The organism is Pseudoalteromonas sp. UG3-2 (genome assembly GCF_037120705.1).
GTDB lineage: Bacteria > Pseudomonadota > Gammaproteobacteria > Enterobacterales > Alteromonadaceae > Pseudoalteromonas.
Window position 1 is genome coordinate 2,123,626 of record NZ_JAWLJU010000002.1, and the last position, 23,057, is coordinate 2,146,682.

The 23,057-nt window shown below is 47.3% G+C and carries 24 protein-coding genes and 4 tRNA genes; 3 read left to right on the forward strand and 25 right to left on the reverse strand.

Annotated features, from left to right (window positions below):
• Positions 1-13: 13 nt before the first annotated feature.
• Positions 14-1,318, reverse strand: a complete 1,305-nt coding sequence (locus R3P39_RS12650) for a GntP family permease (protein WP_336567888.1) — start codon at positions 1,316-1,318, stop codon at positions 14-16.
• A gap of 232 nt (positions 1,319-1,550) precedes the next feature.
• Between R3P39_RS12650 and R3P39_RS12655 the strand changes: the two genes are divergently transcribed.
• Positions 1,551-3,833 carry a TonB-dependent receptor gene (locus tag R3P39_RS12655; protein WP_336567889.1) on the forward strand — a complete coding sequence of 761 codons (2,283 nt, stop codon included), beginning with the start codon at positions 1,551-1,553 and terminating at the stop codon, positions 3,831-3,833.
• Positions 3,834-3,978: 145 nt separating this feature from the next.
• On the forward strand, positions 3,979-4,641 hold the full coding sequence (locus R3P39_RS12660; protein ID WP_336567890.1) for a response regulator transcription factor: 663 nt from the start codon (positions 3,979-3,981) through the stop codon (positions 4,639-4,641).
• Here the strand turns inward: R3P39_RS12660 and R3P39_RS12665 are convergent.
• The 16 genes from R3P39_RS12665 to rpsJ form a co-directional block, all read right to left on the reverse strand.
• Positions 4,638-8,099 (reverse strand): PAS domain-containing hybrid sensor histidine kinase/response regulator, encoded by a 3,462-nt coding sequence (locus R3P39_RS12665; protein WP_336567891.1) that lies wholly within the window; start codon positions 8,097-8,099, stop codon positions 4,638-4,640. The two genes, R3P39_RS12660 and R3P39_RS12665, sit on opposite strands and share 4 nt — an antisense overlap.
• 748 nt (positions 8,100-8,847) lie before the next feature.
• Positions 8,848-9,072, reverse strand: coding sequence for a 30S ribosomal protein S17 (gene rpsQ / locus R3P39_RS12670; protein ID WP_442962079.1), 225 nt, complete (start codon positions 9,070-9,072; stop codon positions 8,848-8,850).
• 66 nt (positions 9,073-9,138) lie between these two features.
• Positions 9,139-9,363 carry a 30S ribosomal protein S17 gene (rpsQ, locus tag R3P39_RS12675; RefSeq protein ID WP_442962079.1) on the reverse strand — a complete coding sequence of 75 codons (225 nt, stop codon included), beginning with the start codon at positions 9,361-9,363 and terminating at the stop codon, positions 9,139-9,141.
• A 66-nt stretch (positions 9,364-9,429) separates the two neighbouring features.
• Positions 9,430-9,654, reverse strand: coding sequence for a 30S ribosomal protein S17 (rpsQ, locus tag R3P39_RS12680; protein ID WP_336567892.1), 225 nt, complete (start codon positions 9,652-9,654; stop codon positions 9,430-9,432).
• Positions 9,655-9,720: 66 nt separating this feature from the next.
• Positions 9,721-9,921 (reverse strand): 30S ribosomal protein S17, encoded by a 201-nt coding sequence (rpsQ, locus tag R3P39_RS12685; RefSeq protein ID WP_442962065.1) that lies wholly within the window; start codon positions 9,919-9,921, stop codon positions 9,721-9,723.
• A gap of 90 nt (positions 9,922-10,011) precedes the next feature.
• Positions 10,012-10,269 carry a 30S ribosomal protein S17 gene (gene rpsQ / locus R3P39_RS12690; RefSeq protein WP_336567893.1) on the reverse strand — a complete coding sequence of 86 codons (258 nt, stop codon included), beginning with the start codon at positions 10,267-10,269 and terminating at the stop codon, positions 10,012-10,014.
• Positions 10,269-10,460, reverse strand: a complete 192-nt coding sequence (gene rpmC / locus R3P39_RS12695; protein WP_010376372.1) for a 50S ribosomal protein L29 — start codon at positions 10,458-10,460, stop codon at positions 10,269-10,271. The genes rpsQ (R3P39_RS12690) and rpmC overlap by 1 nt, the downstream gene beginning before the upstream one ends.
• A complete protein-coding gene (rplP, locus tag R3P39_RS12700) occupies positions 10,460-10,873 on the reverse strand; it encodes a 50S ribosomal protein L16 (protein ID WP_070986409.1) in 414 nt (137 codons plus the stop codon). Before rplP ends, rpmC begins: the two co-directional genes overlap by 1 nt.
• Before the next feature lie 13 nt (positions 10,874-10,886).
• Positions 10,887-11,588 (reverse strand): 30S ribosomal protein S3, encoded by a 702-nt coding sequence (rpsC, locus tag R3P39_RS12705; RefSeq protein WP_336567896.1) that lies wholly within the window; start codon positions 11,586-11,588, stop codon positions 10,887-10,889.
• 12 nt (positions 11,589-11,600) lie between these two features.
• Positions 11,601-11,933 (reverse strand): 50S ribosomal protein L22, encoded by a 333-nt coding sequence (rplV, locus tag R3P39_RS12710; protein WP_010376375.1) that lies wholly within the window; start codon positions 11,931-11,933, stop codon positions 11,601-11,603.
• A 12-nt stretch (positions 11,934-11,945) separates the two neighbouring features.
• A complete protein-coding gene (gene rpsS / locus R3P39_RS12715) occupies positions 11,946-12,224 on the reverse strand; it encodes a 30S ribosomal protein S19 (protein WP_010376377.1) in 279 nt (92 codons plus the stop codon).
• 16 nt (positions 12,225-12,240) lie between these two features.
• A complete protein-coding gene (gene rplB, locus R3P39_RS12720) occupies positions 12,241-13,065 on the reverse strand; it encodes a 50S ribosomal protein L2 (RefSeq protein WP_336567905.1) in 825 nt (274 codons plus the stop codon).
• 17 nt (positions 13,066-13,082) lie between these two features.
• A complete protein-coding gene (gene rplW / locus R3P39_RS12725) occupies positions 13,083-13,385 on the reverse strand; it encodes a 50S ribosomal protein L23 (RefSeq protein ID WP_010376382.1) in 303 nt (100 codons plus the stop codon).
• Complete coding sequence (rplD, locus tag R3P39_RS12730) at positions 13,382-13,984, reverse strand: 50S ribosomal protein L4 (protein ID WP_336567906.1); 603 nt, start codon at positions 13,982-13,984, stop codon at positions 13,382-13,384. Before rplD ends, rplW begins: the two co-directional genes overlap by 4 nt.
• A gap of 17 nt (positions 13,985-14,001) precedes the next feature.
• Positions 14,002-14,637, reverse strand: coding sequence for a 50S ribosomal protein L3 (gene rplC / locus R3P39_RS12735; protein WP_336567907.1), 636 nt, complete (start codon positions 14,635-14,637; stop codon positions 14,002-14,004).
• Between the two features lie 27 nt (positions 14,638-14,664).
• The gene (rpsJ, locus tag R3P39_RS12740; protein ID WP_010376390.1) at positions 14,665-14,976 is read right to left on the reverse strand and encodes a 30S ribosomal protein S10; all 312 of its coding nucleotides are present in this window, start codon (positions 14,974-14,976) and stop codon (positions 14,665-14,667) included.
• Between the two features lie 476 nt (positions 14,977-15,452).
• Between rpsJ and plsB the strand changes: the two genes are divergently transcribed.
• The gene (plsB, locus tag R3P39_RS12745; protein WP_336567911.1) at positions 15,453-17,879 is read left to right on the forward strand and encodes a glycerol-3-phosphate 1-O-acyltransferase PlsB; all 2,427 of its coding nucleotides are present in this window, start codon (positions 15,453-15,455) and stop codon (positions 17,877-17,879) included.
• Positions 17,880-18,456: 577 nt separating this feature from the next.
• Here plsB and tuf read toward each other — a convergent pair.
• The 8 genes from tuf to murB form a co-directional block, all read right to left on the reverse strand.
• Entirely contained in the window at positions 18,457-19,641 is a 1,185-nt protein-coding gene (gene tuf / locus R3P39_RS12750) for an elongation factor Tu (RefSeq protein WP_336567787.1), read from the reverse strand.
• Between the two features lie 134 nt (positions 19,642-19,775).
• Positions 19,776-19,851, reverse strand: a tRNA-Thr gene (locus tag R3P39_RS12755).
• A gap of 13 nt (positions 19,852-19,864) precedes the next feature.
• Positions 19,865-19,939: transfer RNA gene (locus R3P39_RS12760), tRNA-Gly, on the reverse strand.
• 44 nt (positions 19,940-19,983) lie between these two features.
• Positions 19,984-20,068: transfer RNA gene (locus R3P39_RS12765), tRNA-Tyr, on the reverse strand.
• Between the two features lie 49 nt (positions 20,069-20,117).
• Positions 20,118-20,193 (reverse strand) — tRNA-Thr (locus R3P39_RS12770).
• A gap of 124 nt (positions 20,194-20,317) precedes the next feature.
• Positions 20,318-21,010 carry a type III pantothenate kinase gene (locus tag R3P39_RS12775; protein WP_336567912.1) on the reverse strand — a complete coding sequence of 231 codons (693 nt, stop codon included), beginning with the start codon at positions 21,008-21,010 and terminating at the stop codon, positions 20,318-20,320.
• Positions 21,007-22,002 (reverse strand): bifunctional biotin--[acetyl-CoA-carboxylase] ligase/biotin operon repressor BirA, encoded by a 996-nt coding sequence (gene birA / locus R3P39_RS12780; protein WP_336567913.1) that lies wholly within the window; start codon positions 22,000-22,002, stop codon positions 21,007-21,009. Before birA ends, R3P39_RS12775 begins: the two co-directional genes overlap by 4 nt.
• Positions 21,989-23,008 carry a UDP-N-acetylmuramate dehydrogenase gene (murB, locus tag R3P39_RS12785; RefSeq protein WP_336567914.1) on the reverse strand — a complete coding sequence of 340 codons (1,020 nt, stop codon included), beginning with the start codon at positions 23,006-23,008 and terminating at the stop codon, positions 21,989-21,991. Before murB ends, birA begins: the two co-directional genes overlap by 14 nt.
• Between the last annotated feature and the right edge of the window lie 49 nt (positions 23,009-23,057).

The following is a 23,057-nucleotide window of genomic DNA, read 5'->3' on the forward strand; positions in this document are numbered from 1 at the left end:
GTGCAGTACTCCTTTAGAATAAAATGAATAATGTTAAGGCTAAGGCCACGCCAATAAGCGGTATCACTGCCGTTAATGCCGCCATTGACCAATAAGCACGCTGGTGTGTTTCTTTACAAATAGCGCGGATGGTGGTCACCACATAACCATTGTGGGGCAAGGTATCTAGGGCACCGGAGCTGATGGCCACCACGCGGTGCAGTTGCTCTGGGTTAACACCGGCATCAATATAATGTGGCGCAACCAAGGGTAAGGCGATGGCCTGGCCGCCCGATGCCGACCCTGTCAATCCGGCAATCACGCTCACCGCAATGGCGGCACCTAACAGCTCATTGCCAGGCATTTGCGTCATCATATCGACAGCCAGTTGAAACGCTTCGGTGTTTTTGGCTACCGCACCAAACCCGACTACCGCACTGGTGTTACCAATGGCCACTAAAGCCCCTGTCGTCCCGAGGTTGATGGCCCCAGCCATATCATGGAAGTGCTTAAAGTTAATCGCAACAATACTTAATACACCGCCGAGCAAAGCCACAATTAACGCACTTTGCTGCAGCACATCGTGTAAAGTGAACGACAAAGCCAGTACCACCAGTAGCGGCACAACGCCGGTGATTGGATGGGGATAGTCACGTTCATGAATTTCAGGGTCGTCGCCTCGGGCTTCAAACTGCTCACCGTTGGCAACGGCCTTGTTGATCATTTTTTTTAACCACCAGTAGCCGGTAATGGCCATAAACATTGCCACCACTAAACTTACTTCCCAAGCGGCATAGGGTGATGTGCCTAAATACTTGATGGGGATCCAGTTTTGAATTTCTGGGGAGCCTGCTGAGGTCATGGTAAAGGTCACCGAGCCAAACGCCAAAGTGGCAGGGATAAAGCGTCGTGGTAGGTTGGCGTCTTTAAACAAGCTCAGTGCCATGGGATAAACCGAAAATGCCACAATAAACACGCTAACCCCGCCATACGTGAGTACCGCACAGGCAATGACTACAGCCAGTACCGCATGTTTCATTCCTAACTTATCGACAATGTAACGGGCGACACTGTCTGCGGCGCCACTGTCTTCCATAAACTTGCCAAATAATGAACCGAGCAAAAACATGAAAAACCAGGCGCTAAGAAAGCCGGCAAAGCCATCCATGTACAAACTAAGAAAGTTACTGGAAACTTCTGCAGATGGGAAAACAGCCAAGTTGCTGGTCAAAGCAACCAGTAATGCACACAAGGGTGCGGCGATAAATAAATTAACGCCACGAAGCGTCAGCCAAATTAATAGGCCGAGTCCCCCTACCAGTCCAAGCATACTGAGCATAGCGATTCCTTTTATTGTTATTGATACCATTGAGGTATGCTGTTGATGAATATCAGTGTGGCGTGCAGGGGCCATAAAAACCATAGTACTAAGGTTATAGGTGCGCTACACGCCTTGTTAATCCTAGCCTAACATGCACTTAGTACTAAGGTACTAATACAAAATCTAGCCAACTGCCCTATTCTGTTGCATGACAACAAGCACCCAATACGACAATAATAGGGAACACAGGATGAACATTTATCAGCCCAAATACTCAGCTATCGCCCTCGCTGTTATTGCAACATTGCAAACAGCGTTGGTCACAGCCGAAGAGTCTGAAACATCAGAAAGTAAATTAGAGCGCATTGAGGTTACTGCGCGTAAAACGGTTGAAAATCTGCAAACGGTCCCCGTTGCAGTGACTTCCATTGGCGCCACTGACTTAATGGAAAATGGCATTTCCGTGCTCTCGGAAGTGCAACAGTTTTCTCCTAACACCACCTTGCAAGCCAGTCGTGGCACTAACTCTACTCTCACCGCGTTTATTCGTGGGGTGGGTCAACAAGATCCGCTTTGGGGTTATGAGCCTGGCGTTGGCATATACATTGATGATGTCTATCTCGCTCGACCACAAGGTGCTGTACTCGATCTATTAGATGTCCAGCAAGTGGAAGTATTACGTGGACCGCAAGGAACTCTGTACGGTAAAAACACCATTGGTGGCGCGATTAAATACGTCACCAAAGAAATGACCGGGGATGCCACCTTTAATATTGAGGGCACGGTGGGTAGCTATAACCAACGCGATATCAAGATCACCGGTCAGCTGCCTTTGGTCGAAGACACCCTCTACCTTGGTTATGGCTATGCAAATTTAAACCGCGATGGCTTTGGCGAGTTTAAAACCTCAGCACTGGCAAACCAAGATAATGAAAACTACAACAAAGAGGTGCAAGCGGCACGCCTGACATTAGAATATCGCCCTAGCGATGACTTGTTCTTCCGTTTAGCGTGGGATAAAACCGAAGACGACTCCAACTCGAAAGGTGGCTTCCGCTTATTGCCAAGTATACTGACCGACGCCCCAGTTCCCGATAGCGTGTACGACTCTTACACCAGCTTACCCACTTGGAATAAGGTGGAACTGGAAGGCTACAGTCTCACCGCACGTTATGATATTTCTGACAGCACGGAAATAAAGTACGTGGGCGCGGCACGTGATAGTTACTCGCCAACCAATATCGATTTTGACAACACGTCGCTGCGCATTTTCGATGTTCCCGCCATTTATGACGATGAGCAAACCACCCATGAAATCCAGCTTAACCATTTTGGTGACAGCTATAAATTGGTCTCGGGTTTGTATTATTACGATGGCGAGTCCTGCGGCCAATTCCAAGCTATTTTGGAAATATTCGGGCAAAGTCTAGGAGCGCCAGGACTAACGCGAGAAGTCAGTGGGTGTAATAACTCAACCAGTAAAGCCGCCTATATTCAAGGCTCGATGGACTTAACTGAGCAATGGTCGCTTACCGTGGGAGCCCGCTACACCCGCGACAGTAAAGAAGCGAAAGTAAATAATGGCCTTATCTTTGATACTGTGTATCCCGAGTCCAACTGGGTCCCAGGTTACACGCGCCCCTCTGGTGAGTTAGTGCCCACCGTGCTCGATGATGAAAAAGACTGGTCACGCTTTACTCCTCGGGTTGGCGTCGAGTACCAATACAATCGCGATATCATGTTCTTTGCCAGTTACGCTCAAGGCTTTAAGTCTGGTACTTTCAACCCGAGAGCCAGTACCGCTGAGCCAGCAGCAAACCCAGAAGTGGTTGACTCATTTGAAGTGGGGATGAAGAGCGAGTGGAATGACAACTTACGGGCCAACGTCACCCTATTCACCCTAGACCATAAAGATCGCCAGTATATTTCCGTTTTGCCAGGTGATACCAGTGCCGATCTAAATCAGCGCTTAGGTAATATTGGTGAGTCGAGCGCCAATGGTGTTGAAGCCGAGCTCAGCTATGTCGCCAGCGATGCCCTCAGCTTTGATGCTTCACTGGGTTACATAGATAGTGATTTTGAGGAAGTACTCGATACCGATCCAGAAACTGGCGCAACGTTCGATAAATCAGACCGCTTTACTATCTCCAACACCCCAGAGCTTACCTTCAATTTAGGCGCGACGTACAAAGTGTACAGTGAGATTGGTGATTGGGTGATTAATGCCAACTACTACCATCGCGGCGACTATGTATTATTTGAAGAAGATAGTCTACTGACCCAAGACAGCTATGGCTTAGTCAACCTCAGTGTGAATTGGTACAGCACCGATGGTAATTGGCGAGTTGGCTTGCATGCGAAAAACCTCACCGACGAAGAGTACATGATTGGTGGCTATCAGTTCGTCACACCAGATCCTAGTGACCCAAGTGATGTCAGTAAATACACCCCAGGGACAGGCGGCGATAATACCTTGATTGGCTATTATGGCGACCCTAGAACTGTGTCTCTGACTGTGGCTTACCGCTTCTAGGCGCAAGCCCATAAGTGGCATGGATATCCCCAGTATTCATGCCACTTCCCAAGCTGCGTGCAGGGCTTCCCCCCCCTCGTATCGCAATCACTTGATGTGGTTAAGGAAATAACCTATAACAACAGCTACTAGGAGTTACCAAAGGATGTCACAGGTGCAAGCCATTATTGCTGATGACCACCCGCTATTTCGTAGCGCCTTAAAACAGGCCGCCGCACAAGCTATAGGCAATGAACCCATCAAAGAGGCGAGTACGCTCGATGCCCTATTCGAGATGCTTGAACAGCACCCAGAGACCGAGTTGGTGTTTCTCGACTTATCCATTCCTGGTGCACGAGGTCTAGAAGGCTTAGCCAGATTACGCAACCAATACCCCGATATCTTGGTTATTATGGTCTCTGCCAATGAGTCGGCTGCCATTATGAGTCAATGCATTGCTCTTGGCGCCAGCGCCTACATACCCAAGTCTTCTTCGCTGGATGTTATTGGCGCCGCGATTGTACAGGTGCTAGAAGGAGAAACTTGGCTGCCTACGGTGATGGACATTAACCAAGCAGCAGATTCTGAGCAGGCCAAATTTGCCCGTAATTTGGAAAAGCTGACGCCACAGCAGTATCGGGTATTAACCATGATTGCCGATGGCTTGTTGAATAAGCAAATTGCTTACGCCATGTCGATTCAAGAAACCACCATCAAACAGCATGTTTCTGCCATTTTGAAAAAGCTAAACGTCTACAACCGCACCCAAGCAGGTATTTTATTTAACCAATTGGCCACGGCAGTGCACTCTGAGGATGATGCCAGCTAGGGTTTTAAACGCTTTAGCATGCGTTTTAATGCTGGAGTTTTCAGCGGTTTATACAACAATGGCATACCCGCATCACTGACCCGCTCACGGATCGCTTCATCGTGGTTGGCGGTATTAATGATGGTAGCCATGCTATCAAGCTCCAATGCCGTAATGACATCGAGTCCAGTTACGCCATGGTCGAGCTGGTAATCCGCAATTAAGATATCCGCCGTAGTTGTCGCCACTAAGTCAGCCAACTGAGCTTGGTTACTGGCCACCTCAACCTCACAGCCCCAGCTTTTTAACACTTGTGATAGCGCCGCAAGAGCCGCCGCATCATTATCGAGCAGCCAAATACGTAGCCCCGCCAACTGAGTATCGCCAGTGGTTTTCTCTGTGGTGGTTTCTGGAGCCGCCGTGCTTTGATCGTAGTAACATGGCAAGGTAAGAGTAAATTGTGTGCCCTTATTCAACTGCGACCCCAGAGTCATCGGGATTGCTAACATATGGCAAATACGCTTGCTGATGGCCAGCCCCAGCCCCAGTCCTTGCGCAAGCTCTTTACTGTGCAGCTGTTTAAACTCTTGGAAAATGGCTTCTTGGTCCTGCTTAGCAATCCCCACTCCAGTGTCTTCCACAATAATCGACACGCTACTGCCCTGTGTTTCCGTTAATAAGCGCACAGCCCCTTGCTCGGTGTAACGAATGGCGTTACTGAGTAAGTTGCCAATCACGCGTTTAAGTAGTGCTTTATCGGTTTCTAACACCACATCGGCGTGCTGTACTTGAAATTGTAAGCCCTTGTCTTTGGCTAAAGCACCGTACTCATTGCTCAGTTGTAACAGTAAAGCATGCAAAGAAAAACGACTGATATTAACCTTAAACGCCCCCGCCTCGAGCTTGGTGAGCTCCAAAATGCTGGATAATAACTCTTCGGCACTGGATAAGGAGCTTTTAATACTTTGCGACAGCTCGGCTAATTCTGTCCCCTGGGCTTTTTCATTCATTAATGAACAAAATAGGCTCGCGGCGTTAAAGGGTTGCAGTAAGTCGTGACTGGCGGCAGCAAAAAAGCGGGTTTTGCTCTCTGTGGCTTGCTCCGCCTGGCGCTTGGCCTCACTTAGGGCATGATTAGTGGCAATAAGCTCTGTGGTGCGAGCAGCGATTTTTTCTTCCAGGTTAACATTGGCTTGCTGTAACTGCGCTTGCTGCTCGACAAACTCGGTAATGTCGGTGTAGGTGGTTACAAAGCCACCGCCAGGCAAGGGGTTGCCCTGCATTTCAAACACGCGACCATCCTTGTGCTCACGGCGATAACGATAGGCGCTACCGCGACGCAGGTGACTGAGGCGTTTATCCACCTGTTGCTCTATATCTCCTTGACCAAACAAGCCACGCTCAGCGTTAAAACGGATCAACTCAGCCACGGGGCGACCAATAAACAAAGCGTCGTCAGGGTAATTAAACATTTCCAAGTAGCGCTGGTTCCAAGCCACCAGTTGCAGTTGATTGTCCACCACACTGATCCCTTGACTGACATTTTCAATGGTCGCTTGCAGTAAGTCACGATTAAAGCGCAGCACTTGAGAAGCTTCATCGACAAAGTCAGCCACCTGCTCCAGTGGCTGACGTTTTTCGTCTTTTGCTACATCCATAATCAACTTGGCCGATGCCCCGCCCACCAAGGTCGACATTTCCCGCTCAATTAATTGCTCAACCGCAAGCGGTGCCGGCTCTCGCCAACGCGATTGCGGCATGGGGAAATGGGCTTCAACGAGCGCTTGGGCACGACTTTGCTCACTAAAGCGCTGCAATAAGGTCGCCAAATCTTGATAACTTAACAGCGCTCGGTTGGGCTGAGAAGATTTTGATTGCAGGATAAATTTATTGCTTTGTAAGCGCTCTGGCAGTCGTGCCGCACTGACAAATGGCACTAAAATGTAAACCAGTACATTGGCCGTTAGAGATAACAGCACAGACTGGGTCGTGGGGTCGAGCCCTAAGGCAAGAAAGTCTTGTGGAGCCAACCAAGCAAGATCAAATGGCCCTGTTTGTAACCACTCCACGTGATAATTGAAGCCAGTAAACAGACTCGGCATCAGCAAGGTATAAAACCAAATCGCAAAGCCCGTTAGAATTCCCCATTGCGCTCCTTGTCGTGACGCGCCTCGCCACCATAAGCCGATGACCATGGCCGGAGCAAACTGCGCCACTAAGGCAAAAGACATTAGCCCCATATTGGCCAAGGTATTGCCTTCGGCCAAGACGCGGTGACTGGCATAACTCAACAATAAAATCAGCACAATCACCACACGGCGGGCATTCAATAAATTAAATTTGGACAAACCGCGGTGACCTGAATGCAACTGGGAGCGGCGTAATAAAAACTGATTAATAAAGTCATTGGTGATCATAATCGACAACACAATGGCAGAGACAATGACCATACTGGTTGCCGCAGAGAAGCCGCCGAGAAATGCCACTAACGCTACCCATGGCGAGTCTGAAGCCAGCGGTAACGCCAACACAAAGGTATCATAACCGACATCTTGGCCATCAAAATAAACCAGCCCTGCGTAAGCGATAGGGAGAATAAATAGATTGATCAACAGCAGATAAACAGGAAACAGCCAACGGGCAGTATGGAACTGCTTCTCCTCATCATATTCAATAAATGCCGTGTGAAATTGTCTTGGTAAGCACAAAGTGGCCAACAGCCCTAGCAGCATATGCACCCAGTAGACATAGGTTGGGCTAGCCGTAGCAGCAATATCACGAGCAACACCTTGAGCTTGCGCTTGTTGAAGTAGGCTCATGGGGGTGTCGAATAAGAAAAAACACACGTAAACCCCAACCGCGATAAAGGCAAACAGCTTGATTAAAGACTCAAATGCAATCGCCGTCATTAACCCTGGGTTATGCTCACTCGGTCGCAATCGTCTAGCACCAAACAAAATGGCAAATAGGGCTAACAAAAGCGTGATATAAAAGGTGCTATCTTGCCAAAAAGCGATACTGATGCGTTCACTTTGCGGCGTTAACATAGCAATGCTGGCACTGGTAGCATTAAGCTGGAGTGCGATATAGGGCACCACCGCAATCACTGAGATCAAAGACACCAAGCCAGATAAACTGGAAGAGTTGCCATAACGGGTGGCAATAAAGTCAGCCATTGACGTTAACTGTTGCTGGCGACAGATCTCGGCAATACGGGTATATACTTGCCAGCCAAAAAGAAACAATAATATGGTGCCAAGGTAGGTGGGTGCTAACCACCAACCATTGTTGGCCGCCTGCGCCGTGGTACCAAAAAACGCCCACGAAGTACAATAAACCCCCAACGACAAGGCATAGGTTACCTGCTTAACACGATGCGAATTAAAGCGCGTGCTAAGCTTGTCAGCTCCCCACGCGATGGTAAACAGTAACGCCAAATAAATCAGCGCAATCAGGCTGATAAGACCAATAGAAAACATAGCTGCGATGATTTTATTATTGTTTTCTTTAGCATACCGCCTCCAGATTAAAAAGACAGCACACTTTAGTGTTACTCACTTTCCCCACACGACAACCAGCGAAACCACCAACAATCCAAAGCAATAAGGACTACTCGCTTTACCGTTCTACCGTTCTACCGTTCTACCGTTCTACCGTTCTACCGTTCTACCGTTCTACCAGCAATGAAAGAGTTAATAGGATAAAAAACAACTTGCAGCACCATCTACCTCCCTCATCACACCCTCAAGCCAGCAGCCAATTAACTTATTTCGCGCCGGGATAGCGCGAAAAAGCATGTCAGGGCCAAGGACGGCCCTTACATGCTGGTAACGTTAGAATTGGCTGATTACTTGAGGACGATACCAGCTTGGCTTAATACATGCTCAATTCTGAGGGAGTAAATCTGCCACTAACTGCGTTAAAAATTTATTATTTAGCACCACCAAATTGCAAAATTTTTGCCTGGTTATTGACGAGATTTACTTGCCTCAGAATCGACCCTTTAATTAATCAAACTGGTATTAGTGTGATGTTGGGAGCGCCCTTTCTTTTGCTTACTTTTCTTTGGGCAAGCATCGATAAGTCAGTCGACGCCCATGGAAGGGCGTTGAAACCTGTCAGGAGGACAACTAGAACTAAGGTTCTAGTTCTAACCGTCACAAAAACAAAAGCCCCGGCAGTTGCCGGGGCTTTGTATAAGAAATTTAATTTAGTTAAAAACTAAAATTAAGCTTTCTTAGGACGTTCAATCACGTCAACTAGCGTCCAAGATTTCTTCTTAGAGATAGGTGCGCATTCGCGAATAGTCACGATGTCACCTGTCAGTAGACGTGTTGCTCTCATCGTGTGCGTGTACTTTCGTAGTACGCTTGATGCTTTCTTTTCGGTAAGAGTACCGGAGATCGGGTGTTTAACCTGGCGCTCGATAAGCACAAATACTTCAAACACCACGCAAACAAAAGCCCCGGCAATTGCCGGGGCTTTGTATAAGAAATTTAATTTAGTTAAAAACTAAAATTAAGCTTTCTTAGGACGTTCAATCACGTCAACTAGCGTCCAAGATTTCTTCTTAGAGATAGGTGCGCATTCGCGAATAGTCACGATGTCACCTGTCAGTAGACGTGTTGCTCTCATCGTGTGCGTGTACTTTCGTAGTACGCTTGATGCTTTCTTTTCGGTAAGAGTACCGGAGATCGGGTGTTTAACCTGGCGCTCGATAAGCACAAATACTTCAAACACCACGCAAACAAAAGCCCCGGCAATTGCCGGGGCTTTGTATAAGAAATTTAATTTAGTTAAAAACTAAAATTAAGCTTTCTTAGGACGTTCAATCACGTCAACTAGCGTCCAAGATTTCTTCTTAGAGATAGGTGCGCATTCGCGAATAGTCACGATGTCACCTGTCAGTAGACGTGTTGCTCTCATCGTGCGCATGTACTTTCGTAGTACGCTTGATGCTTTCTTTTCGGTAATAGTACCGTAGATCGGGTGTTTAACCTGCCGCTCGATAAGTACAAACACTTTAAACACCACAAAAACAAAAGCCCCGGCAGTTGCCGGGGCTTTGTATAAGAAATTTAATTTAGTTAAAAACTAAAATTAAGCTTTCTTAGGACGTTCAATCACGTCAACTAGCGTCCAAGATTTATTCTTAGAGATAGGTGCGCATTCGCGAATAGTCACGATGTCACCTGTCAGTAGACGTGTTGCTCTCATCGTGCGCATGTACTTTCGTAGTACGCTTGATGCTTTCTTTTCGGTAATAGTACCGTAGATCGGATGTTTAACCTGCCGCTCGATAAGTACAAACACTTTAAACACCACAAAAACAAAAGCCCCGGCAGTTGCCGGGGCTTTGTATAAGAAATTTAATTTAGTTAAAAACTAAAATTAAGCTTTCTTAGGACGTTCAATCACGTCAACTAGAGTCCAAGATTTATTCTTAGAGATAGGTGCGCATTCGCGAATAGTCACGATGTCACCTGCTAGTGCCGTGTTGCTCTCATCGTGCGCGTGTACTTTCGTAGTGCGCTTGATGAACTTACCGTAGATCGGGTGTTTAACCTGACGCTCGATAGCAACAACGATTGATTTGTCCATTTTGTCGCTTAGTACACGACCTTGTAGAGTACGGATCTTATCGCTCATTATGCACCTGCCTTCTGGTTGATAACCGTTTTAACACGCGCAATATTGCGACGTACTTTCTTAAGCTCGTGAGTTTGAGCTAGCTGACCAGTGCTCGCTTGCATGCGCAGGTTGAACTGCTCACGAAGAAGCTCAAGAAGTTCAGCATTTAGCTCTTCTACGCTTTTGTCTTTAAGTTCGCTAGCTTTCATTACATTACCGTCCGAGTTACAAATGTTGTTTTGAAAGGTAATTTACGAGCAGCTAGGTTGAATGCTTCGCGAGCAAGCTCTTCTGAAACACCTTCCATCTCGTAAAGTACTTTACCAGGCTGAATTTCAGCAACCCAGTATTCAACAGAACCTTTACCTTTACCCATACGAACTTCTAGCGGCTTTTCTGTAATTGGCTTATCTGGGAATACACGGATCCAGATTTTACCTTGACGCTTGATGTGACGTGTCATAGCACGACGAGCTGCTTCGATTTGACGAGCAGTCATGCGGCCACGGCCAGTCGCTTTCAAGCCGAAAGAACCGAAGCTAACTTTGTTACCGCTGTTAGCAAGACCACGGTTGCGGCCTTTATGCACCTTGCGGAATTTTGTACGTTTTGGCTGTAACATTAGTCGCTACCTCTTACTTAGCACTTTTTTTAGCTTTCTTCGGCGCGCGTTTAGCTGGCTTCTCTTGCTCTTGAACTAGTGGAAGACCACCAATTACTTCGCCTTTGAAGATCCAAACTTTAACACCGATGATACCGTAAGTGGTCAAAGCTTCAGAAGTTGCATAGTCAATATCAGCACGAAGAGTATGTAGAGGTACACGACCTTCACGATACCATTCTGCACGTGCGATTTCAGCACCGCCTAGACGGCCGCTTACTTCAACTTTGATACCCTTTGCACCTAGACGCATTGCGTTTTGTACTGCGCGCTTCATAGCACGACGGAACATAACACGACGCTCTAGCTGTGAAGCAATACCGTCAGCAACTAGTTGTGCATCAAGCTCTGGCTTACGTACTTCTGCAATGTTGATTTGCGCAGGTACACCAGCAAGCTTAGTTACAGCTTGGCGAAGCTTTTCTACGTCTTCACCTTTTTTACCGATAACAACACCAGGACGAGCTGTGTGAATTGTTACACGGATTGATTTAGCTGGACGCTCAATAACGATCTTAGCTACAGAAGCGCTTTTCAATTCCTTAGTAAGGAATGAACGCACTTTGTGATCGCCAAAAAGCTGTTCAGAGAAATCTTTTGTATTCGCGTACCAAGTAGATACCCAAGGCTTTGAGATACCTAGGCGAATACCAGTAGGATGAACTTTTTGTCCCATTACTTATATCTCCTAGCTATCCGAAACCACAACAGTGATGTGGCTTGTACGCTTAAGGATGCGATCTGCGCGTCCTTTAGCACGTGGCATAATACGTTTCATTGTAGGACCTTCGTCTACAAATACTTTAGCCACTTTAAGCTCATCAATGTCAGCACCTTCGTTGTGCTCCGCGTTCGCGATAGCAGACTCAAGTACTTTCTTAACCAATACAGCCGCCTTCTTCGGGCTGTACGCCAGGATTTCTAGCGCGCGATCAACCGGAAGTCCACGGATTTGATCAGCCACTAGACGTGCTTTCTGCGCCGAACCAGAGGCGAATTTGTGTTTAGCTAATGCTTCCATCATACCCTCCGATTAACGCTTCTTAGCTTTCTTATCTGCAGCATGGCCGCGATAAGTACGTGTAGGTGCAAATTCACCTAATTTGTGACCGATCATTTCGTCTGTGATGAACACAGGAACGTGCTGACGACCATTATGGACAGCGATGGTCAATCCGATCATGTTAGGGATGATCATTGAACGACGGCTCCAAGTTTTAATTGGCTTCTTGTCACCGCTTTCCAACGCTTTCTCTACCTTCTTCAGCAAGTGTAGGTCAATAAAAGGACCCTTCTTGAGAGAACGTGGCATGGCAATTCCTCAACTATTATTTAGTACGACGACGTACGATGAACTTATCTGTACGCTTGTTCTTACGAGTCTTATAACCTTTAGTAGGCGTGCCCCATGGAGATACAGGGTGACGACCACCAGAAGTACGACCTTCACCACCACCGTGAGGGTGGTCAATCGGGTTCATGGCAACACCACGAACAGTAGGACGAATACCACGCCAACGAGTTGCACCAGCTTTACCTAGTGAACGTAGCATGTGTTCAGCGTTACCTACTTCGCCGATAGTTGCACGACAGTCTGACTCAACCTTACGAACTTCGCCTGAACGAAGACGTAGTGTTACGTATTGACCTTCACGCGCAAGGATCTGAACGTAAGCACCTGCTGAACGTGCAATTTGTGCACCTTTACCAGGCTTAAGCTCAACGTTGTGTACAGTTGTACCTACAGGGATATTACGCATAGGTAGTGTGTTACCAACCTTGATTGGTGCGTCAACACCAGATTGGATAGCATCACCTGCTTTTAGGCCCTTAGGTGCGATGATGTAACGACGCTCACCGTCTGCATATAATACAAGAGCGATGTTTGCGCTACGGTTAGGATCGTACTCTAGACGCTCTACTTTAGCTGGAATGCTGTCTTTAGTGCGTGCAAAGTCGATTAAACGATAGTGTTGCTTATGACCACCACCGATGTGACGAACCGTGATACGACCGTTGTTGTTACGACCACCTGATTTAGAGTTTTTCTCTAGTAGCGGAGCGTAAGGCTTACCCTTGTATAGATCAGGGTTAACCACTTTAACGACGTGACGACGACCCGCAGAAGTTGGTTTACACTTTTGAAGTGCCATAATTCTAACTCCCCTTATTACTCGGCGCCGCCGACAAAGTCTAGCTCGCTACCTTCTTTAAGAGTAACGTATGCTTTTTTCCAATCGCTACGACGGCCAAAACGCATACCAGTACGCTTTGTCTTACCCTTAACATTTAGAGTGCGAACACCTGTTACTTCTACTTCGAAAAGCTTTTCAACAGCAGCTTTTACTTCTGCTTTTGTTGCATCTTTAGCTACTTTGAAAACAATCGTGTTGTTTTCTTCAGCAGATACAGTGCTCTTCTCAGAGATGTGTGGAGCAAGGATTACTTTTAAAAGACGTTCTTCACGGATCATGCTAGCGCCTCCTCAAGTTGCTTAACAGCACCTGCAGTAATTAGTACCTTATCGAAAGCGATTAGGCTTACTGGGTCGATGCCAGCTACATCGCGCGTGTCAACCTTGTATAGGTTACGTGCAGAAAGGAATAGATTCTCATCTACTTCTTCAGTCACGATTAATACGTCTTTAAGCTCAAGCTCTTTAAGCTTACCTACTAGTTCTTTCGTTTTTGGTGCTTCTAGACCAAACTCTTCAACAACTACTAGACGATCTTGACGAACAAGCTCAGAAAGAATGCTCTTGATCGCACCGCGATACATCTTACGGTTCACTTTTTGGCTGTGATCTTGCGGCTTAGCTGCAAAGCTCACACCACCGCTGCGCCAGATTGGGCTGCGGATTGTACCAGCACGTGCACGGCCAGTACCTTTTTGGCGGAATGGTTTCTTACCACCACCGCGTACTTCAGAACGTGTCAGTTGAGCTTTAGTACCTTGACGAGCACCTGCTGCGTAAGCAACAACTACTTGGTGTACTAATGCTTCGTTAAACTCACGTCCAAAAGTAGCTTCGGAAACTTCAAGCGCACCAGCGCCTTTAATTGCTAATTCCATCACTAAATCTCCAGGACTTATGCTTTAACAGCAGGTTTAACGATAACGTCGCCGCCGATAGCGCCAGGTACTGCACCCTTAACTAAAAGCAAGTTACGCTCTGCGTCAACACGTACTAGTTCAAGGTTCTGTGTCGTTGAACGAACATTACCCATTTGACCGGCCATTTTCTTACCTTTGAAAACTTTACCAGGAGACTGGTTTTGACCGATTGAACCAGGAGCACGGTGAGAGATAGAGTTACCGTGAGTTGCGTCTTGCATGCTGAAGTTCCAGCGCTTAACACCACCTTGGAAACCTTTACCTTTCGAAGTACCAGTAACGTCTACTTTTTTCACTTCAGTGAAAAGTTCAACAGTTAGCTCTGAACCTACTTCAAATTCACCTTCACCGTCGTTAAGACGGAATTCCCACAGGCCGCGACCCGCTTCAACGCCAGCTTTAGCGAAGTGACCCGCTGCTGGTTTGTTGACACGGCTTGCTTTTTTCTCGCCTGCAGTAACTTGAAGCGCGTTGTAACCGTCTGTTGCGTCAGATTTGATCTGAGTAACACGGTTAGGCGTCGCTTCGATAACTGTCACAGGGATAGATACACCATCTTCAGTGAAGATACGTGTCATACCCACTTTACGACCGACTAGACCTAATGCCATTTTCCTAAAACCTCTCTAATCTTCCGATTAACCCAGGCTGATTTGAACATCAACACCAGCAGCAAGGTCTAGGCGCATTAGCGCGTCAACAGTCTTGTCAGTTGGTTCTACGATGTCGATCAGACGTTTGTGGGTGCGGATTTCATACTGATCACGCGCGTCTTTGTTTACGTGCGGAGAGATCAATACTGTGAAACGTTCTTTGCGCGTTGGAAGTGGGATTGGACCACGAACCTGAGCACCAGTGCGCTTCGCTGTTTCCACGATTTCCGCCGTTGATTGGTCAATCAAACGGTGGTCAAAAGCTTTTAGGCGAATACGAATGCGTTGATTTGACATTCTTTAACCTCAATTAAAAGAGCATTTAAAAAGAGCATAAAAAAACGACCGAGACTAACTCACTAATTATGAGAAGTCGGCTGTTCTTTTATTTCTACCGTTGAACTCGCAATTGGAGTTCCTGTTTAATGGCCTGAAATCCAGACCTTTACTTTGACTTTCTAAGCACTGTGGCTAAGAAAGTCTGCATATTATAGTGATATTGGTGATAAATGCAACAATTATTCGCAGCTTATTTTTAGCGTCGGCCGCTGGGCGGTAATTCTAGTTGTGGTCACCACGACTGACTCCTTCTTTACTAACACAAAACAGCAGCCCGCAACCGTCAAAACTGCAAACAGTGCATATATTGTACAGCTTCTATGCTACCTTACAGCTAACGCCAGTACACTGGTGCTCACCATGACGCGTATGTAAATGGTCAGTCCAGTCAATTCTTGGTATTCTATAACCAATGATAATTGATCGGTATTCTCATGCAGATTTTCACTTATTTGCTTACTACTTTGGCTCGTTGCAGCAATTGGCTCTTTGTCAAAAGTAAGGTGTTACCTGAAAACCCCATCACTGACTACGACCTAGACCCTGATGTTCCCACTTTTTACGTGGCACGACTCGACTCCATCTCGGATATGGTGGCGCTGGATGTTATGTGTAAAAAACTCGGCTTGCCACGCCCGTCACACAAGCAAACACTGGGAGAGCAACAACTTAACCGCTTTGTTGGCATTCAGGCGCCGCCCAGTGTGTTTGGCAACAAGCATAAACCCAGTGAAGCCCTAGCGCGCAGTAAAGCGATTTTTTCTGCTTTAGATAGGGCAAATAATAGCCAGGCTCAAGTGATCCCAGTGACTATCCTTTGGGGTCGCAACCCAGGTAAGGAAAAACCGGGGCTAGGCACCTTGGTGTCTAACTCTCTTACCCCTAGTTGGTTGCGAAAGTGCTTTGTGGTGCTGTTTTCTGGTCGCGATAACTTCGTGCGCTTTTCACAGCCCATTGAATTGAACCAACTGCTCAACGATAAAGCCGATGTCGAAGAGCTACCACATAAGCTGCTGCGTGTTGCCCGGGTGCACTTTCGTCGCCAAAAGCTGGCCGCCACAGGGCCGAAACTGCCTTCAAGAGAACAATTATTTAACTCAATCCTCGCGGCGCCTAGCATTAAAAAAGCCATTGCCGATGAAGCCAAGGTCAAAGGCTTGAGCCAAGAAGAAGCACGCCTCGAAGCCATGGAGCTACTCGACGAAATCGCCGCAAACTACTCCGATGCCATGGTAAGAGTGGCTGACCGCGCACTCACTTGGCTGTGGAACAAGCTCTATAATGGCATTGAGGTCAATAACTCAGAGAAAGTACAAGCCCTTGCCGATAAGGGCCATGAGATTATCTATGTCCCGTGCCACCGCAGTCATATGGACTACTTACTGCTGACATATGTGATTTATCACCAGGGCTTAGTGCCACCGCACATTGCCGCTGGGGTGAATCTTAACTTTTTCCCTGCTGGACCGATTTTCCGTCGCAGTGGCGCCTTTTTTATTCGCCGCTCCTTTTCCGGCAATAAGCTGTATTCCGCGGTATTTAAAGAGTACTTGAGTCAGTTATTTATCAAGGGCTACTCGGTGAAATTTTATACCGAAGGTGGTCGCAGCCGCACCGGCCGCTTATTACCACCCAAGACAGGTATGCTTGCCATGACACTGCAGTCCATGCTGCGTGGCATCGACCGCCCTATCTCTTTGGTGCCGGTGTACCTTGGCTATGAGCATGTGATGGAAATAAATACCTATCTCAAAGAACTGGCGGGTAATAGCAAAAAGAATGAGTCTATTTTTGGTATTTTTAAAGCCATTAAAAACCTAAAAAATTACGGTCGTGGTTATTTGAATTTTGGTGAGCCTATCTCGGTGAATCAATACTTAAATGAGCAACAGCCAGACTGGCGTGAGGCGGTTCTCCCAACCGAGGCGCAAAAGCCCGTTTGGCTTAATCAGCAGGTCGCCAATTTGGCCGATGTCATCATGACTGAAATCAATAACTCAGCAGCCTTAAATTCAGTCAACTTATTGGCCACTATTTTACTCAGCAACGAGCAGTTTGCGCTGCCGAAATCGCAGCTACTGCAGCAACTTGAGTTGTACCTTGAACTACATCGTCAAGCACCATATCACAGCAACGCCACTGTGCCTGATTGCAGCGCGGAAGAGTTATTAACGCACGCATTAAAACTCGATAAGTTCGAAGTGATCGCCGATAGCTTTGGCGAAATCATCAGCGTTAAAGAAAAAGAGCGCGCACTGCTCAATTACTACCGCAACAATATCCTGCACTTATTCGCCATACCCAGCTTAATTGCACAGCAGCTATTCAATCGTTATAACTTAAGCTTACAAGAGTGCCGTGCAGAAATAGAATTACTCTACCCGCTGTTTGCCAAAGAGTGGTTCCTCACTGAGCTTAGCGAGGACTATATTGAGTCAATTCTGCGTTTCTTTGCCGCGCAGGGGTTGATTGATTTTGACGGCCACAGTGCCACAGTGAACAAGGACGGCGATGCCTTGGCGCAACTCGAGATGCTGGGCAAAGTGATCCACTTAACCTTACAGCGCTATGCCATTACCATCAACTTGGTTAAGCGCCACCAAGGCCTGAGCCGCAATGAACTGGAAAGTGAAAGCACCCAGCTTGCTGAGCGGCTGGGCACCTTGCACGGCATAAAAAGCCCAGAATTTTTCGATAAGAAAGTACTCAGTGCGTTTGTTTCTAGCTTAAAAGAACAAGGCTTTATTGAGCACAATGAAACCACGGGAATTTGCGGCACCGACTCGCTGCAAACGCTGGAGCAGTACTTAAAAGCACTGTTGCCGGCTCGTGTTCACCAGTCGATTCAACACATCAGTTAACTGTTCAAGGCCTCATCACGAGGCCTTACCTCCCCCCACCAATATCAATACCTAAGTCGCGGTATAAAACCGCTGCTACCAACAAGATTGTCTCGACTATGGAGAGTCGGTTTACCCGACGATGGGTGGGTATATTAAGCGCGATATAAAATCGCGCCTACCAACAGAGGTTTCCCGTCTTTGGTGGGAGTCGGTTTATCCGACGATGGGTTGGTAGGGAAATCGCGATATAAAATCGCTACTACAAAATTTAGGCATTAAAAAAGGCCGCACTCTTTATTAGAGAACGACCTTTTTCTAGTGTCGCGATATTACATCGCGGCTATCAATATCGATTACTCGACGATTGAAGCTACAACACCAGCACCTACTGTACTGGCTGCCACGCAGGGCCACCTTCACGGATCGCGAAACGAAGACCTTCGTCCATTGTTGGTTTTGAGGGCGGCAGATTAGCTCTTTCTTATACCAACACCTCAACATCACCAACCTATGGGCATTAAAAAAGGCCGTGCTCTTTATCAGAGAACGACCTTTTTTTAGTGTCGCGATATTACATCGCGGCTATCAATATCGATTACTCGACGATTGAAGCTACAACACCAGCACCTACTGTACGGCCACCTTCACGGATCGCGAAACGAAGACCTTCGTCCATTGCGATTGGGCAGATTAGCTCTACAGTCATCTTGATGTTGTCACCAGGCATTACCATTTCTACGCCGTCTGGTAGCTGGATGTCACCAGTTACGTCTGTTGTACGGAAGTAGAACTGTGGACGGTAGCCTTTGAAGAATGGCGTGTGACGACCACCTTCGTCTTTAGAAAGTACGTATACTTCTGAAGTGAACTTCGTGTGTGGAGTGATTGAACCAGGCTTCGCTAGTACTTGACCACGTTCAACGTCATCACGCTTAGTACCACGTAGAAGTGCACCGATGTTCTCACCTGCACGACCTTCGTCTAGAAGCTTACGGAACATCTCAACACCCGTACAAGTTGTCTTCGTAGTTTCTTTGATACCTACGATTTCAACTTCGTCGTTCACGTTGATGATACCCGCTTCAACACGGCCTGTTACTACTGTACCACGACCCTGGATTGAGAATACGTCTTCGATAGGCATGATGAATGGCTTATCGATGTCACGCTCTGGCTCTGGGATGTAAGAATCTAGTGCTTCTGCAAGCTCAACGATTTTGTCTTCCCACTCTTTCTCGCCTTCAAGCGCTTTAAGAGCTGAACCCTGGATTAGAGGTAGGTCATCACCTGGGAAGTCATACTCAGAAAGTAGTTCACGTACTTCCATCTCTACTAGCTCAAGTAGCTCTTCGTCATCTACCATGTCACATTTGTTCATGAATACGATGATGTAAGGTACGCCAACCTGACGAGAAAGTAGGATGTGCTCACGTGTTTGTGGCATAGGACCATCAGTAGCAGCAACTACTAGGATCGCGCCGTCCATCTGTGCAGCACCAGTGATCATGTTTTTAACATAGTCAGCGTGTCCTGGACAGTCTACGTGTGCATAGTGACGAGTTGGTGTGTCATACTCAACGTGTGAAGTTGAGATTGTGATACCACGCTCACGCTCTTCTGGAGCGTTATCGATCGCAGCGAAGTCTTTTGCTGTACCACCGTATACTTTTGCAAGTACGTTAGTGATTGCTGCAGTTAGAGTAGTTTTACCGTGGTCAACGTGGCCGATAGTACCAACGTTTACGTGCGGTTTCGAACGTTCAAACTTTTCTTTTGCCATGACGGAACCTATAAGTTTTGTGTATCTAGATTACATATAAAAATAATCCACGACGAGTGTGGATCACAATTATTCAGTCTATTATAAATATTTTTTCGACAATTCAAAGGAAGTATTTGAGAAGATTCGAAGACTGGTGCTGATAGGCAGATTTGAACTGCCGACCTCACCCTTACCAAGGGTGCGCTCTACCAACTGAGCTATATCAGCACGCCAGAAAAACTGGAGCGGGCAGCGGGAATCGAACCCGCATCATCAGCTTGGAAGGCTGAGGTAATAGCCATTATACGATGCCCGCTTTAGGAACCTGTTCTTAACTACCTCTAACCGTCAAGAATAAAGTGGTGGAGGGAGCTGGATTCGAACCAGCGAAGGCAGAGCCGTCAGATTTACAGTCTGATCCCTTTGGCCGCTCGGGAACCCCTCCACGAAAAAATTCTTTCCTAAAGCATCCTATACAAGATAGGGTAAAAAGATGGTGCCGACTATCCGAGTCGAACGGATGACCTACTGATTACAAGTCAGTTGCTCTACCAACTGAGCTAAGTCGGCACTGCTTTAGTACGGGGCGAGATATTAGAGCAACCCATGACGCGATGCAACAGCTAGATGCAAAAAAAATGAAATTTCTTGGCCAAATGCTCAGTTTTAAGCCAAATCCATGGCATCCTTATGCTTATTGCGGGTTTTGCCACCACACATGCAACCCTTTAAACACCAATAACTCATCAAATAGGGCTTGGTCTAGGTGCTCACTGAGCAACTTACCGTAGCCGCCACAACAAACAATGGTGACTGACTGTTGGGAAAATAACTGCTGGGCTTGTGCTACTAGCCCTAAAGTTGCAGCTAAAGCACCATTTTTCACGGCTTGCGGTGTATTTTTGGCAAATTCATCGGCAAACGGGGTATTGGGTTCACAAAACACCCGCTCGGCACGGTCGGTGATGCTCGACACCATCAAGTCTAAGCCTGGAACAATCCACCCACCCAAGTGCTCCCCCTGACAGCTCACCACATCTAAAGTCGTCGCGGTACCAGAATCAATGACAATCACCGCCTGGTTTGGGTAAGCTTGATGTGCTGCCAACACGGCCAGCCAACGATCAATCCCCAAGTTGCTATACTCTTTATAAGCGCATGTCACGCCAGCACGCTCGGGGGTCACTTCGGCATAAACAACTGGCAGCTGGTAGCGTTGAGCTTGGGCGATAATACTCTGCAGTCCGGCACTGCGACCTACTTGTGAACAGATAACCACCTCAAGCTGTGACCAATCGATGTCCTGCTCAGCCACCAGCCGGATCTCTGCCTCCTCGGCCACGGCCAATTTGATGGCCGTATTACCTACATCAATTAATAGCTTCATGACTGACTTACCTTTCTCAGTGACAACTCACCACCGTAAAACGCTTTACTTTCACCGTCTTGCTTTAATAGTAGGCCGCCTTGACTATCAATGCCCTGACAAATGCCTCGCCAAGTTCTTTGCCCCGTGCTGAGCGTCACAGCGGCATTTTTAAAGGCATTCAAACGATTCCACTGTTCCGTCATGGTGGTTAAGCCACTACTCTGATAATGCGCCAAGCGCTGCTGCAACGCTTTGGTTAATTCCATCACCAACTGATTTTTATCCACTTCCCCCACGTGGGCCTGTAGATCGGTCCACGCTTGATCTATCTGAGCAGAAGCACTCTCAGGCATGCAAATGTTCAAGCCAATGCCAATCACCAAGTGACAAGGCCCCTCTACTTGGCCATCCAGCTCAACTAAAATCCCAGCCAGTTTTTGTTGCTTAAGATAGACATCATTAGGCCACTTTAACGCCACCTCAATACCATAAAGCTGTTGCAGGGCATCGTATACTGCTAAACCAACCGCTACCGACACCCCCATTGCGGCCTGCATACCGGCATCAAACTGCCAATAATAGCTATAGTATAAGTTGGCGCCAAACGGCGATTGCCACACCCTGCCGCGGCGACCTTTGCCAGCTTGCTGCATTTCAGCAACTAACACATGACCCGAGTTAAGCGGCTCTTTGTGATGCAAGCGGCGCATTAATTCACTGTTGGTAGAATCAATAATGGCATGATACTCAATAGGGCAAGGCTGATTAAAACTTTGCTGCCATTGCTCGGCTAAACGATTTGGCTGGATCAACGGCAGGCTGTAATTGAGCTTGTAACCGCGACCATTAACCCGAAAAATATCCACTCCCATCTGTTGCAGTGCCGCTATATGTTTGGCGATGGCTGCACGGCTAACACCCAGCTGCTCACCCAGTGCTTGCCCAGAAACAAACTGGCCATGATTAAGTGCCGCTAAAATAGCTTGCTTTTTATGATCAGGTGTTTTCATGTTGGTTATCCAAGTTTAAATGGCACTCACCTTGAGCCGCTATCAGTCTCACTTCGTGCTCCAAACGCACTGCAAATTGTTGCCATACCTGACGTTGGATCCTCATTACCAGCCGCTTGAGCTCAGCGCCGCTACTATTACCTTGATGCACCAGCACCAGTGCTTGCTTTTCATATACCCGAATATCACCACAGCAGGTGCCTTTTAAACCGGCTTGTTCAATAAGCCAGCCTGCAGCTAACTTTATTTGCGCGTCGTCCGCTGGGTAGCAAGGCAGGTTGGGATACTCAGCTTGCAATTGCTTGGCTTGCTCAGCACTGACGATGGGATTTTTAAAAAAGCTGCCGGCATTAGGCAGCTCGGCAGGGTCGGGCAATTTGCTGCGGCGAATGGCCATAACGGCTTGGCAAATTTCTGCTGCTGTGGCATCAGGACTTAACGATTGCAGCGGCCCATAGCTCAACTGTGGTTGCCACGCCTTGGGGAAATTGAAGACCACTTCGGTAATAATAAAACGGTCTTTAAGCTGCTGCTTAAACACCGAGTCTCGATAACCAAATTGGCACTCACTGGCCGACAAGCGTTGGAATTGTCGACTGATAACATCAAAGCCGTTAACGTGATCAATAAATTGCGCCACTTCAACGCCATAAGCGCCGATGTTTTGCACCGGAGCGGCGCCTACCGAGCCTGGGATCAGAGCTAAATTTTCTAACCCGGCGATGCCTTTTTGTAATAAATTGAGTACCAGTTGGTGCCAGTTTTCACCAGCCGCCACGGTGACTTGATAATCCCCTTGCCTTTCGCTGATCGCGACCCCTTGCAACGCCATGCGAATGACTTGGCCCTGATAATCTTGTAAAAATACCGTGTTACTGCCCTCACCGAGAATAAAAAAGGGCTGACTGTAATCCAATTGTTTTAGCTGCGCCGCATCCTTTATGGTGATCAATGAAGCGCATTGAGCGGGTAACGAAAAGGTGTGATAAGCCTGCAAACTCGTCACGGCAGTACCTTATAAGATAAAAAAACTGCCGCTAGTTTAGCGTATTCCT

Coding starts and splice junctions, on each gene's coding strand:
- rplP (WP_070986409.1), bottom strand. CDS start 10,873: ATGTTACAGCCAAAACGTACAAAATTCCGCAAGGTGCATAAAGGCCGC.
- tuf (WP_336567787.1), bottom strand. CDS start 19,641: ATGGCAAAAGAAAAGTTTGAACGTTCGAAACCGCACGTAAACGTTGGT.
- R3P39_RS12660 (WP_336567890.1), top strand. CDS start 3,979: ATGTCACAGGTGCAAGCCATTATTGCTGATGACCACCCGCTATTTCGT.
- rplV (WP_010376375.1), bottom strand. CDS start 11,933: ATGGAAGCATTAGCTAAACACAAATTCGCCTCTGGTTCGGCGCAGAAA.
- rplC (WP_336567907.1), bottom strand. CDS start 14,637: ATGGCATTAGGTCTAGTCGGTCGTAAAGTGGGTATGACACGTATCTTC.
- R3P39_RS12650 (WP_336567888.1), bottom strand. CDS start 1,318: ATGCTCAGTATGCTTGGACTGGTAGGGGGACTCGGCCTATTAATTTGG.
- birA (WP_336567913.1), bottom strand. CDS start 22,002: ATGAAAACACCTGATCATAAAAAGCAAGCTATTTTAGCGGCACTTAAT.
- rplD (WP_336567906.1), bottom strand. CDS start 13,984: ATGGAATTAGCAATTAAAGGCGCTGGTGCGCTTGAAGTTTCCGAAGCT.
- rplW (WP_010376382.1), bottom strand. CDS start 13,385: ATGATCCGTGAAGAACGTCTTTTAAAAGTAATCCTTGCTCCACACATC.
- rplB (WP_336567905.1), bottom strand. CDS start 13,065: ATGGCACTTCAAAAGTGTAAACCAACTTCTGCGGGTCGTCGTCACGTC.
- plsB (WP_336567911.1), top strand. CDS start 15,453: ATGCAGATTTTCACTTATTTGCTTACTACTTTGGCTCGTTGCAGCAAT.
- R3P39_RS12665 (WP_336567891.1), bottom strand. CDS start 8,099: ATGTTTTCTATTGGTCTTATCAGCCTGATTGCGCTGATTTATTTGGCG.
- rpsQ (WP_336567893.1), bottom strand. CDS start 10,269: ATGAGCGATAAGATCCGTACTCTACAAGGTCGTGTACTAAGCGACAAA.
- rpsC (WP_336567896.1), bottom strand. CDS start 11,588: ATGGGACAAAAAGTTCATCCTACTGGTATTCGCCTAGGTATCTCAAAG.
- rpmC (WP_010376372.1), bottom strand. CDS start 10,460: ATGAAAGCTAGCGAACTTAAAGACAAAAGCGTAGAAGAGCTAAATGCT.
- R3P39_RS12775 (WP_336567912.1), bottom strand. CDS start 21,010: ATGAAGCTATTAATTGATGTAGGTAATACGGCCATCAAATTGGCCGTG.
- rpsS (WP_010376377.1), bottom strand. CDS start 12,224: ATGCCACGTTCTCTCAAGAAGGGTCCTTTTATTGACCTACACTTGCTG.
- rpsJ (WP_010376390.1), bottom strand. CDS start 14,976: ATGTCAAATCAACGCATTCGTATTCGCCTAAAAGCTTTTGACCACCGT.
- R3P39_RS12655 (WP_336567889.1), top strand. CDS start 1,551: ATGAACATTTATCAGCCCAAATACTCAGCTATCGCCCTCGCTGTTATT.